The organism is Microbacterium umsixpiens, assembly GCF_053543675.1.
Window position 1 is genome coordinate 2,604 of record NZ_JBLVOH010000164.1, and the last position, 12,031, is coordinate 14,634.

Consider the following 12,031-nt stretch of genomic DNA (forward strand, 5'->3'; position numbering starts at 1 on the left):
CGTCGGCGAGCTGCTGAAGTCCGTCGAATCGACCGTCGAACGTGTCTGACGGAGTCGGCGGGTCTCCCACCGGGCGTCGCACATAGGCGGTGCGCATTCCCACCGCTTGCGCACCCCGCAGATCCCAGGCATGGGCCGCGACCATCAGCACTCGCGACGAATCGCCGCCCGCCGCCTGCACGGCCAGAGCGTAGACCTCGGGGACCGGCTTGTAGGCACGGACGGCGTCCGCCGAGAGCGCCAGATCCCATTCCAGACCCGCGTGCGCTCCCAGCCGATGCAGCGTCTTCGTCGTCGCATTCGACAGCCCGAACACGCGGAACCTCTGCGCGAGTCGCGCGACACCGTCGGCGGAGTCATCCCAGGGTGGAAGCCGCTCGGCCGCGGAGGCCAGCCGGTCGAGGAGTGCCTGTCCCTCGACTCCCGCAGCCGCGCCCACCCGCAGAGCCGCCTCGCGATCGAGGGTCTCGGTATCGGCGTAGTCGCGTACGCCCCGCGCGATGCGCGCCTGCTCACGTTCGATGTGACCCTGCCAGATGCCGAGCAGCTCTTCGGAGTCGCAGCCCGGGCCTCCCACCTCGGCGATGGCGGTGCGGAGACCGCGGGGCTCGTCGACGAGGGTGCCGAGCACGTCGAAGACGACGGTCGTGATGTCGCGGAACATGCTCTCGAGTCTGCCGTGAACGACAGACGACCGGGGCCGCGAATGAAAAGAACAGTGCGGAGACGAGGGGATTTGAACCCCTGGTCCCCGTGAGGGGACTCCACCTTAGCAGGGTGGTGCACTCGGCCGGACTATGCGACGTCTCCGTGGATCCGACCCGAAGATCGGATGCACTCAGCCATCATAACGGGTTCGGCGGGCAGTCTCGAACCGGGGCCGCGGTTCCCCTTCCGGCCGACGCGCACGCCCCCTGAGAGGGGATGCACTCCGGCGCTGGGATACTGGCCGCACATCGTGGACGACGCGTCCACCGCACCGAAGTGGAGTCGACATGCCCCGGACAGAAGCGGTGGACGAACAGCACCTGCGAGGTCGGCTCGGCCGCCGGTGGGATGACCGCGCGCTCGGGTACGGGATCGTGCTCGTCCTGCTCATCGTGTCGTACGGCCTGTGCGCGATACAGCCCAGCACCGACCCGAGCCCTTGGGCATTCCTCCCCATGCTCGCCACGGTCGCCATGGTCTTCCACGTGACCAGGGCCCGACGCCTGGTGCAGCGGGTCTCCTGGGTCGTGCTCTCCATCGCCGGGATCACCGCCGTCGTCGCCGATCTCTTCGGGCTCAGCGGCCCACTGCTCGCCATCCCGCTCTCGGCCGCGTCGATGATCGCGCTGCTCGTCGCCCCCTGGGCCATCATCGCCCACCAGGTGACCCGACACGGCCTCAACCTGGAGGCCCTGCTGGCGGCGATCACCGCCTACATCCTCGTCGGCATGTTCTTCGCCTTCGTGTACAACCTGATGTCGCAGATCTCGGCCGATCCGCTGTTCGGCGAGAAGAGTCTCGACTCGCTCGGCAACCAACTGTTCTTCTCCTTCACGGCGCTCACCACGACCGGTTACGGAAATCTCGTGCCGGTCGGCACCGGCGGGCAGGCGGTCGCCATCGCCGAGGGCATCACCGGTCAGCTGTTCCTGATCACGGCGGTCGCGCGGATCATGCGGGGCGCGAGCGCGAAGCGCGCCACGACCAGCGACGCCTAGGGCGAGCCGCTCCGTCCCCGCGCTCCTCGCCCGAAAAGGGTGACGTGCACCACGTCGAGTCCGTCATGCACTGCCACGATGAGCGATGCGACGCCGCCCGCACCCGACCCCGGGGATCCGCCCCGGTCACCCGGATCCCGCGCCGTCATCAGACGGGTGCGAGGTGCGACATGGCCGGTGACCGAAACGCCGACGGGCGCGACGACTTCGCGGCGCCGGATGCGGTCGCGCCGGAGTTCGTCCTCAGACGCAACCGGGGACGCGACGCGCGCACCCGCGCACCCCGCTCGCGGCAGGGCCCCTGGCACCCGTCTGCTGACCGCCCCGACCCGGTCGCGCTGCTCGAGGGGCAGGCCACGACCCGGGATCTCGACATCGTGCCGCTGCGATACGAGCGGATGTCCGCGTCGCCCTTCGCCTTCTTCCGCGGGTCCGCATTGCTCATGGCGTCCGACCTCGCCACCGCCGCGCACACCGGCATCACCGTGCAGCTGTGCGGCGACGCGCATCTGTCGAACTTCGGCCTGTTCGGCACCCCGGAGCGTCGACTGATCTTCGACATGAACGACTTCGACGAGACGTTCCCGGGGCCGTTCGAGTGGGATCTCAAACGGCTGGCGACGAGCTTCGCGGTGGCCGGGCGGCAGCGCGGCTTCTCGACGGAGGAGATCGACGCCTGCGTCCGCGCGTCGATCGTCGGGTACCGGAAGGCGATGCGGCGGGCCGCCGATGCCCACGTCCTCGACGCCTGGTACGACCGGTTCGACGCCGACAGCGCACGCCGTCGGATCCGGGCGGAGCGCGACCGCGGAAGAGCCGAGGACGAGACCGTCGCGCGGCGCGATGCCGCCATCAAGAAGGCGCGCAAGCGCGACCGGATGAGATCGTTCGCGAAACTCGTGCACGTGCAGGACGGACAGCTGCGGATCATCCCGAACCCACCACTGGTGACGCCCGTCGAAGATCTCCTCCCCGGAGCCGTTCAGGATCTCGACGAGGTCGGCATCATGCGCGATCTCCTCGCGGCGTATCAGGACACGCTGCCGGGCGATCGGCATCCGATCTCCGAGTACCGCTACCGGCACATGGCCAGGACCGTCGGCGGGATCGGCAGCGTCGGCACGCGGGCATGGGTGATCCTGCTCAGCGGGAGGGATGACAGCGACCCCCTGCTGCTGCAGGCGAAAACCGCGCAGCCGTCGGTGCTCGAACGCTTCCTCGGTCCCGGCGCTCATGAGACCGAGGGCGAGCGCGTCGTGCGCGGGCAACGGCTCATGCAGGCAGCCAGTGACCTCTTCCTCGGCTGGCAGCAGGCGACCGGCGCCGACGGCATCACGCGCGACTTCTACGTGCGCCAGCTCCACGATTGGAAGGGCGGAATCGATCCGGACACGATGTCTCCACGAGGAGCAGCCCTGTACGCACGCATCTGCGGCGAGACCCTCGCGCGCGGGCACGCTCGGAGCGGGGATCGCCTCGAGGTCGCCGGCTACCTCGGCCGGGGCCGGGCGTTCGAGGACGCCATCTGCGCCTTCGCCGACTCCTATGCCGATCAGAACGAGGAGGACTACGCGGCGCTCCTCGCCGCCCGCGCCTCCGGGCGACTGCCGACGATGGGTTCCGGGGAGCCGGGACGGTGAGCGCCTCCGCACGGACAGCGAGGTCCCGCATCGAGGAGCGGCGCCCCGACCTGCTCTTCAGCGGGGCATCCGGGTATGCGGTCGTCGCCGCGCTGGTCGTCGTCTCGTATGCGCTGTGCGCCGCGCAGCGTGGCCTGAACCCGAACCCGTGGGCCTTTCTGGTGACCCTCATGACGGTCGCCGTGGTCTTCCGGGTCACCGCCGCACCCCGCGTGGTGCAGCACGTGGCGTGGGTGATCCTGTCGGCCGCCGGGGTGGCCGCGATCGTCGCGACACTCGTCGGTGCCAGCGGGCACATCCTCGACATCGCGTTCTCCGCGGCGACGATGATCGCGCTGCTCGCGTCCCCCGTAGCAATCATCGGGGACCAGGTGAAGCGCCGCGGGCTCAATGCCGAGGCTCTGCTGGCGGCCGTCACCGCCTATGTGCTGGTCGGCCTGTTCTTCACCTTCGTCTTCAATCTGCTCGCCCTCGTCTCCCCCGAGCCGATGTTCGGCGGCCCGGACGAGGATTCACTCGCCAACCAGCTCTTCTTCTCGTTCACCACCCTCACCACGACCGGCTACGGCAACCTCGTTCCCGCGAATGCGACGTCTCAGGCGGTCGCGGTCGCGGAGGCGATCACCGGTCAGCTGTTCCTCATCACCGCCGTCGCGCGGATCATGCGCGGCGCCGGCGCGATCGCCACCGCTGCGCTGTCGAAGGAGTCTTCATGAAGAAGTGGGGCGTCATCGCGGTCCTCGGTTCCGCGCAGTTCGTGATGGTGCTCGACGGCACCGTGATGAACGTGTCGATCTCGACCGTGGTGTCCGACCTCGACACCACCGTCGCCGCGATGCAGGGGGCCATCACCTTCTACACGCTCACGATGGCCGCGTTCATGCTGCTGGGGGCGAAGCTCGGCGATGTGTGGGGGCGCCGCAGAGCGTTCGTGATCGGGTCGTGCGTGTATGGAGTGGGATCGCTGATCACGGCTCTGAGTCCGAACGTGCAGTTCCTGTTCCTCGGCTGGTCGATCGTCGAAGGGCTCGGCGCCGTGCTCGTCATCCCGGCGATCGCGGCGCTCGTCGCGGACAACTACGGCGGTCGCGAGCGGATCACGGCGTTCGCGATCATCGGCGCCGTGTCGGGCGCGGCCGTCGCGGCCGGACCCCTGATCGGTGGATTCGTGACGACGTACCTCGACTGGCGCTATGTCTTCGTTGCTGAGGTCTTCATCATGATCGGCGTCGTGCTGTGCGCACGGATCGTCACGGATCCGACCCCGAGGCAGAGTGTGCGTATCGACATCCTCAGCGTCGCGCTGTCGTCCGTCGGACTCGTCACGGTCGTGTTCGGGATGCTGCAGAGCAAGACCTGGGGGTGGGTCCTGCCGCTCAACCCTCCCGAGATCGGCGGAGTCTCCGTCGCTCCGCTCGGCATCTCCCCCGCCGCCTGGCTCATCGTGCTCGGGCTCGTGCTGCTCGCACTGTTCCTCTCCCGGCAGCGGAGCCTCGAGCGCGCGGGGCGGGCGCCCCTCGTGCACGTGGGGATGTTCTCGATCACCGCCCTCCGCAGCGGACTGTCAGTGCTCGGCGCGCAATACGCGGTGACGGCCGGCCTGTTCTTCATGGTGCCGGTGTACCTGCAGATGACGCTCGGTCTCGACGCATTGGAGACCGGCATCCGGATCTTCCCGCTGTCGATCGCCCTCGTGCTGTTCTCCATCGTCGGCACCCGGCTCTCGCGCATGCTGTCGCCGCGGACGATCGTGCGGATCGGTCAACTGGTGCTCGTCGTCAGCGCGCTCATCCTGCTCGGTTCCGCCACCAGCGATCTGCGCAGCGGATTCTTCGCCACCGGGATGTTCCTCGCCGGCGCGGCGCTCGGTCTGCTCGCCTCGCAGCTCGGCAACGTCAACATGTCGAGTGTGACCGAGAAGGAGACGAGCGAGGTCGGAGGCCTCCAGGGCGTGTTCCAGAACCTCGGCTCATCGCTGGGAACAGCGCTCATCGGCTCGATCCTCATCGGCGCACTGTCGACGTCGTTCGCGTCGGGGGTCGCGGCGAGCGATCTGCCCGACGCCACGAAGACGACCGTGGCGACCGCGACAGAGCACGGCGTCACGATCGTCCCCGCCGCGGACGTCGCCGCCATCGCCGAGGACGCCGGCCTGAGCGACGCGGATGCCGACACCCTCGCGACGGTCTACCGCGACTCGCAGCTGTCGTCGCTGCGCATCGCCTTCTTCGGGCTGATCCTGATCAGCCTCCTCTCGCTCCTCTTCTCGAAGGGGATACCGAGCGCGAAGGACGTGCATCGACCCCGCCGGGAGACGACGGCCTGAGGCCAGAGCGGGCGCGAGGAGGGGCCATCCGCAAGGATGAACACCATGACGACCGTCTCCGCGCCGCGCATCGAACACCACCGGGAGCCACTCGGCATCGGCGAATCGCGCCCGCGACTGAGCTGGACGCTCAGCGACGCTCCCGCCGACTGGAAACAGCAGTCCTATGCGGTGACCGTTGTCCACGCCGACGACGACGAGACCGTCGAGGTCGCCTCCGCCGAGCAGGTGCTGGTCCCCTGGCCGGGCCGCGCGCTCAACTCCCGCGAACGCGTCGCCGTACGCGTTTCGGTGCAGGGTGCCGACGGCGGCTGGTCTGATCCGAGCCCGGAGACGTGGCTGGAGACGGGTCTGTTGCACCCGGAGGACTGGTCCGCGAGGCCGGTCGGGCTGGAGCTCGATGAGAACCCGGAGAGCGATGCCCGCCGGGCGACGCTGGTGCGGCGGGGATTCCGTGTCGACGGCGAGATCGCCCGCGCGCGGCTGTACGCCACCGCGCACGGCCTCTACGACGCCGAGATCAACGGCATCCGCGTCGGCTCCGACACGCTCTCACCGGGCTGGACGGCCTATCGCGAGCGACTCCGGTACTACACGTACGACGTGACGGACATGCTCCGCGACGGCGAGAACGCGCTCGGAGCCTGGCTCGGCGACGGCTGGTATCGAGGTCGGCTCGGCTGGCGCGGCGGTCACCGCAACGTCTTCGGGCGGGACCTGTCGTTCCTCGGCCAGCTGGAGATCACCTACACCGACGGAACACGTCAGACCCTCTCGACGGACGACGCCTGGAAGGGCGCGCCCTCCCCCATCCTCCGTTCCGGCATCTACGACGGGGAGGACCACGACGCGCGACAGGAGGTGCCGGCCTGGTCGACCGCCGCCTTCGACGACGGTGGCTGGATGCCGGTCACCGTGCGCGATCGCGACCCGCGCACGCTCGTGGCGCCGACCGGACCGCCCGTCCGAGTGACCGAAGACGTCGCGCCCCTCGCCGTGCTCACCTCACCGAGCGGGGCACGCATCCTCGACTTCGGTCAGAACCTGGTCGGGCGGGTGCGTATCCGCGTCACGGGACCGCGGGGTTCGACCGTCACGCTCCGCACATCCGAGGTGCTGCAGGAGGGCGAGATCTACACGCGTCCTCTGCGCAGCGCCCGCTCCACCGACCACTACACGCTGGCCGGGCGCCCCGACGGCGAGGAGTGGGAGCCGCGCTTCACGTTCCACGGCTTCCGCTACGTCGAGATCGACGGCTGGCCGGGCGACCTCGATGCGGATGCCGCCGCCGGCGCGCTCACCGCGCGCGTGCTGCACACCGACCTCGAGCGCACCGGCTGGTTCGCCTGCTCGGATCCCTTGGTCGAGCAGCTGCACCGCAATGTCGTCTGGGGCATGCGGGGGAACTTCGTCGACATCCCGACCGACTGCCCGCAGCGCGACGAGCGCGTGGGGTGGACGGGCGACATCCAGGTGTTCGGCCCGACCGCGTCGACACTGTTCGACGTCTCGGGGATGCTCTCCGGCTGGCTCCGCGATGTGGAGGCGGACCAGTTGCCCGACGGCACCGTCCCCTGGTTCGTCCCCGTCATCCCCACGCACAGGGTGTGGGATCCGATCCGGCCCGGCGCCGCCTGGGGTGACGTCGCGACGCTGCTGCCCTGGACGCTCCATCAGCGATTCGGCGACGTCGGCGTGCTCGCCGCCCAGTTCGAGAGTGCCCGGCGATGGGTCGACAAGATCGACTTGGTCGCCGGCCCCGACCGGCTGTGGAACGAGGGCTTCCAGTTGGGCGATTGGCTCGACCCCGCAGCTCCTCCGCAGGACCCGGGCAATGGGCGAACCGACCGCTACTTGGTCGCGACCGCCTACTTCGCGCGATCGGCGCGCGCCGTCTCCGACATGGCTCGCGTGCTCGACCGTTCCGCGGATGCGGACCGGTACGCCGCTCTCGCCGCGGAGGTCGCAGCAGCCTTCCGTGCCGCATATGTGAAGCCCGACGGCTTGATGACCTCGGATGCGCAGACCGCCTACGCTCTCGCCATCGCGTTCGATCTACTCCCTGACCCTGCCCAGCGCGCGAAAGCGGGTGACCGTCTCGCCGAACTCGTCCATGCCGACGGCAACCGCATCGCGACGGGCTTCGTCGGCACTCCGCTCGTCTGCGACGCCCTCACCCTCACCGGCCACGTCGACACCGCGTACGACCTACTGCTCGAGAAGGACTGCCCGTCATGGTTGTATCAGGTCGTGCACGGCGCGACGACGATCTGGGAGAGGTGGGATGCCCTGCTTCCGGACGGCACCGTCAACCCGGGGAGCATGACCTCGTTCAATCACTACGCGCTGGGCGCGGTGGCCGACTGGCTCCACCGCAGTGTCGCCGGGCTCGCCCCGGCCGCGCCCGGCTACCGCCGCATCCGGTTCGCGCCTCGGCCGGGCGGCGGGCTGACTCATGCGTCGGCGACTCAGCTCACCCCGTACGGCGAGGCGTCGATCTCGTGGCGCATCGAGCACGACGAGCTGCAGGTCGACGTGGTGGTTCCCGTCGGCACGACCGCAGAGCTCGACCTTCTGGGCTCGGACGTCGAGGAACTCGGGCACGGCTCCCGTACGCGCTCGGTGCCGCTGTGGGGGTGACTGCCGGCCGTGAGCCGAAGGTCAGCCGGCGGTCGACTGCCGCACGATCAGCTCGGGGCGGAACCGCACCCGGCGCTCATACCTGCTCAGGCGGTCGAACTGGCGAGCCGCTTCACGTGATTCTCCGGATTATGCTTGCGGATCACCGAACCGGCTGAGTCAGCGTTCTTCACGATCGTGCCCTGCCGCTTGACCTGCACTTCGATCACGCCGGCGCGAGCCAACCGCTGGAGGGACTCCAGAGAGGGGGTGACGTCGCCGCGCTCCAGACGGGCGACGTGGGGCTGCTTCCAGCCGAGCCGGCGCGCAAACTCCGTCTGCGACAGGCGGTGCTCCTCACGGTAGCGAACGACAGCGACGCTGACGTCGTCAGCGAGCTTGGTGCGGGCCGCTTCGGCGGCGTACTCCGGATCCGATGCTCGGCGAGCATCGCGGACAGCCTGGTGGTCCTGAAGGTCCGACAAGTTCATGATGATCCCTTCGTCACGGTGATCTGGTTGAGTCTTCTCACGGCGTCCACGCAGGCCCTCTTGAAGCCTTTGGGGTTGCTCTCGGCTTCCGGTCCGTACGCCCCTATGACGAAGGTGTCGCCGATTTGCCGCTAGAACGCCCGCACAGGGCTTCGTCCAGCGCGGGGCCGGAGTTCTCGGAGTTTCTGAGTGTTCTTGACATCGCTGGTATGCGGATATCCGAGGCTGGCCCCCACGACGCGGAGCTTTGCCACGGCGTTATCGATGGCGACGGCCTCTCGGGCGTTCAAAGCCGAATACTCCGCGGTCGCCTCTGGATGATCGACAACTTTCCACACACTCGAAGTATAACACGGACGTTATAGATTCGATCATTGTTGACGATGTTCGCGAGGTAGCAGGAGCACGTGCGCGATCCACTCCCCAGTCGGCTGACCGCCTGGGCCGCCTGAAGGTCAGCCGTCAGTCGACTGCCGCACGATCAACTCGGGGCGGAACCGCACCCGGCGCTCATACTCGCCGTCGGGATCACTGATCGACCGCAGCAGCAGCTCGACCGCGGTGCGTCCGATGAGCTGGGCGGGCTGGCGCACCGACGTCAGCGGCACGACGGTCGCGGTCGCGAAGTCGATGTCGTCGTAGCCGACCAGCGCGATGTCCTCCGGCACCCGGATCGTGCGCAAGAGGGTCAGCGCCTGCAGCATCCCCACCGCGAGCAGGTCGTTCGCCGCGAAGACCGCATCCGGACGCTCTCCCGCGGCACGCGCGGCGATCTCCTCGCCGGCAGCGCGCCCGTGCAGCACCGTGAGCGCCGGCATCCGGATCACCTCGAGCGTCGCATCGGAGACTTCGGCGACCGCTCGGCGAGCGCCTTCGAGGCGCTGGGCGACCTGGGTGATCCCCTCGGGGCCACCCACGAAGGCGAGACGACGCCGTCCGATCTGCAGGAGATGCCGGGCAGCGAGGAATCCCCCCTCGACGTCGTCGACCGAAACCGAACAGAACGCCGACCCCGGCACCTCACGGTCGACCAAGACCACCGGGATGCCCGACGCCTGCACGCGCAGCAGCTTGTCGCTGTCTTCGGATGCGGGGGTTATCAGCACACCGTTCACCCGCTGCTCGCGGAAGAGGTCGAGGTAGCTGTCCTCCCGCGAGGGGTTCTCGTCGCTGTTGCCGAGCAGTACGGCGAGGGCGTCGTCGTCGGCGCGCGCTTCGGCGCCACGGGCGACGTCGGCGAAGAACGGGTTGCCCGCGTCCGGCACGATCAGCCCGATGCTGCGGCTGCGACCGGCGCGCAGCTGGCGGGCTGCATCGTTGCGCACGAAACCGAGCTCGGCGATCACCGCCTGCACCCGCTCGACCGTCGTCGCCGCGACTTTGTCCGGCTGGTTCAGGACGTTCGACACCGTTCCGACGGACACACCTGCCGCCGCTGCGACGTCGCGCACACTCACTGCCACTGCTGCTCCTCGTCGCTTCGGATGCTGTCCGCAGTGTACGGCAATCAATCGTCGAGGCTCCGGCTTGACGGGCAGCCGGAGCCCTGCGTAGCATGAGTATTGAAACGATTCAGATTTTCCCGTCACCACGGCAGAGGAGCCCCATGACGCGCGTCGCCTTCCAGCTCCAGATCCGTGCCGAGCTGCTCGACGAGTACCTCGCACGGCATTCCCCGGTGTGGCCGGAGATGCTGGCCGAGATCGCCGCCGCCGGGCGCCGCAACTACACACTGTTCCTCGGCGGTCACGGCACCCTCATCGGCTACTACGAGACCGATGACGATGCGGCCGCCCAGGCGTACCTCGCCGCCTCTCCGGTCGCTGCGCGTTGGGAGGCCGAGATGAGCCGGTTCTTCCACGGCCTCGACGGTCGGCCCGACCAGGCCGCCACCGCACTCACCGAGGTGTTCCACCTCGAAGACCAGCTCGCCACTGCCGGCGGGCACGCAGCATCCGACGACGACTCAACATCCGGCAACGACTCAGAAAGCAGTGCATCGTGAGCATCCTCTCCCCCGACCACCTCGCAACCCTCGAGAAGCAGGGCATCGAACTGCCCAGCTGGGCGTTCGGCAACTCGGGCACCCGGTTCAAGGTGTTCGGCACCCCCGGCACCCCGCGGGATCCGTTCGAGAAGATCGCCGATGCGGCGCAGGTACAGAAGTACACCGCCCTCGCCCCCTCGGTCGCGCTGCACATCCCGTGGGACCTCGTCGACTCGTACGACGATCTGCGTAAGCACGCCGAAGACCTGGGCGTCACGCTCGGCACCATCAACTCCAACACCTTCCAGGACGACGAGTACAAGTTCGGCGCCCTCACCCACGAAGACGCAGGCGTCCGCCAGAAGGCCATCGACCACCACCTCGCCTGCATCGACGTGATGGACGCCACCGGCAGCCGCGACCTCAAGATCTGGCTGGCCGAGGGCTCGAACTACCCGGGCCAGGCCGACCTCCGCGGCCGGCAGGACCGCCTGCAGGAGTCGCTGCAGAAGATCTACGCACGCCTCGGCGACGACCAGCGCCTCGTGCTCGAGTACAAGTTCTTCGAGCCGGCTTTCTACCACACCGATGTTCCCGACTGGGGCACCTCCTACGCGCAGGTCAGCGCCCTCGGCGACAAGGCCATGGTCTGCCTCGACACCGGTCACCACGCCCCCGGAACGAACATCGAGTTCATCGTGATGCAGCTGCTGCGCCTCGGCAAGCTCGGCTCGTTCGACTTCAACTCGCGTTTCTACGCCGACGACGACCTGATCGTCGGCGCGGCCGATCCGTTCCAGCTGTTCCGCATCCTGTTCGAGGTCATCCGCGGTGGCGGCCTCAACAACCCCGATGTGGCATTCATGCTCGACCAGTGCCACAACGTCGAGGACAAGATCCCCGGCCAGATCCGCTCGGTGCTCAACGTGCAGGAGATGACCGCCCGCGCGCTGCTCGTCGACCACGATGCGCTCACCGCCGCGCAGAAGTCGGGCGACGTGCTCGCCGCGAACGCCGTCTTCATGGATGCGTTCTACACCGACGTGCGCCCGGCCCTGGCCGAGTGGCGCGAGTCGCGCGGTCTGGCCGCCGACCCGATGGCCGCCTACGCTGCGTCCGGCTACCAGCAGAAGATCGCCGCCGACCGCGTCGGGGGCGTGCAGGCCGGCTGGGGCGCCTGACCACACCCGTCGACAGCGGGGAATGCACGGCGTATCTTCGGAGCATGCCGGCCCTTCGCAGGTCACGCGCCCGTCGGTCGC

The 12,031-nt window shown here is 68.7% G+C and carries 10 protein-coding genes and 1 tRNA gene; 7 read left to right on the plus strand and 4 right to left on the minus strand.

Annotation, left to right across the window (positions count from 1 at the left end; genetic code table 11):
- Together ACNPM4_RS16140 and ACNPM4_RS16145 are read right to left on the minus strand one after the other, a co-directional pair.
- On the minus strand, positions 1-664 hold a 664-nt coding region (locus ACNPM4_RS16140), incomplete at its 3' end, for a haloacid dehalogenase type II (protein WP_448986355.1).
- Between the two features lie 57 nt (positions 665-721).
- Positions 722-810, minus strand: a tRNA-Ser gene (locus ACNPM4_RS16145).
- Between the two features lie 185 nt (positions 811-995).
- On the opposite strand from ACNPM4_RS16145, the gene ACNPM4_RS16150 reads away from it, so the two are divergent.
- From ACNPM4_RS16150 to ACNPM4_RS16170, 5 genes are all read left to right on the plus strand, one after another.
- Positions 996-1,706, plus strand: coding sequence for a potassium channel family protein (locus tag ACNPM4_RS16150; RefSeq protein WP_448986356.1), 711 nt, complete (start codon positions 996-998; stop codon positions 1,704-1,706).
- Between the two features lie 170 nt (positions 1,707-1,876).
- Positions 1,877-3,346, plus strand: a complete 1,470-nt coding sequence (locus ACNPM4_RS16155; protein ID WP_448986357.1) for a DUF2252 domain-containing protein — start codon at positions 1,877-1,879, stop codon at positions 3,344-3,346.
- The gene (locus ACNPM4_RS16160; protein ID WP_448986358.1) at positions 3,343-4,062 is read left to right on the plus strand and encodes an ion channel; all 720 of its coding nucleotides are present in this window, start codon (positions 3,343-3,345) and stop codon (positions 4,060-4,062) included. Before ACNPM4_RS16155 ends, ACNPM4_RS16160 begins: the two co-directional genes overlap by 4 nt.
- Positions 4,059-5,672, plus strand: a complete 1,614-nt coding sequence (locus tag ACNPM4_RS16165) for an MFS transporter (protein WP_448986359.1) — start codon at positions 4,059-4,061, stop codon at positions 5,670-5,672. Before ACNPM4_RS16160 ends, ACNPM4_RS16165 begins: the two co-directional genes overlap by 4 nt.
- Positions 5,673-5,717: 45 nt before the next feature.
- Positions 5,718-8,312, plus strand: a complete 2,595-nt coding sequence (locus ACNPM4_RS16170) for a family 78 glycoside hydrolase catalytic domain (protein WP_448986360.1) — start codon at positions 5,718-5,720, stop codon at positions 8,310-8,312.
- A gap of 86 nt (positions 8,313-8,398) precedes the next feature.
- On the opposite strand, the gene ACNPM4_RS16175 is transcribed toward ACNPM4_RS16170, so the two are convergent.
- Together ACNPM4_RS16175 and ACNPM4_RS16180 are read right to left on the minus strand one after the other, a co-directional pair.
- Positions 8,399-8,782 (minus strand): helix-turn-helix domain-containing protein, encoded by a 384-nt coding sequence (locus ACNPM4_RS16175; protein WP_105711059.1) that lies wholly within the window; start codon positions 8,780-8,782, stop codon positions 8,399-8,401.
- A 455-nt stretch (positions 8,783-9,237) separates the two neighbouring features.
- Positions 9,238-10,245: a LacI family DNA-binding transcriptional regulator gene (locus tag ACNPM4_RS16180; protein ID WP_448986361.1), complete on the minus strand. Its 1,008-nt coding sequence runs from the start codon at positions 10,243-10,245 to the stop codon at positions 9,238-9,240.
- 143 nt (positions 10,246-10,388) lie between these two features.
- Here ACNPM4_RS16180 and ACNPM4_RS16185 point away from each other — a divergent pair, with 143 nt between their 5' ends.
- Together ACNPM4_RS16185 and rhaI are read left to right on the plus strand one after the other, a co-directional pair.
- The gene (locus ACNPM4_RS16185; protein WP_448986362.1) at positions 10,389-10,787 is read left to right on the plus strand and encodes an L-rhamnose mutarotase; all 399 of its coding nucleotides are present in this window, start codon (positions 10,389-10,391) and stop codon (positions 10,785-10,787) included.
- Complete coding sequence (rhaI, locus tag ACNPM4_RS16190) at positions 10,784-11,950, plus strand: L-rhamnose isomerase (protein ID WP_029263751.1); 1,167 nt, start codon at positions 10,784-10,786, stop codon at positions 11,948-11,950. The genes ACNPM4_RS16185 and rhaI overlap by 4 nt, the downstream gene beginning before the upstream one ends.
- The last annotated feature ends 81 nt before the right edge of the window (positions 11,951-12,031 follow it).

Coding starts and splice junctions, on each gene's coding strand:
- ACNPM4_RS16170 (WP_448986360.1), top strand. CDS start 5,718: ATGACGACCGTCTCCGCGCCGCGCATCGAACACCACCGGGAGCCACTC.
- ACNPM4_RS16155 (WP_448986357.1), top strand. CDS start 1,877: ATGGCCGGTGACCGAAACGCCGACGGGCGCGACGACTTCGCGGCGCCG.
- ACNPM4_RS16175 (WP_105711059.1), bottom strand. CDS start 8,782: ATGAACTTGTCGGACCTTCAGGACCACCAGGCTGTCCGCGATGCTCGC.
- ACNPM4_RS16165 (WP_448986359.1), top strand. CDS start 4,059: ATGAAGAAGTGGGGCGTCATCGCGGTCCTCGGTTCCGCGCAGTTCGTG.
- ACNPM4_RS16185 (WP_448986362.1), top strand. CDS start 10,389: ATGACGCGCGTCGCCTTCCAGCTCCAGATCCGTGCCGAGCTGCTCGAC.
- ACNPM4_RS16150 (WP_448986356.1), top strand. CDS start 996: ATGCCCCGGACAGAAGCGGTGGACGAACAGCACCTGCGAGGTCGGCTC.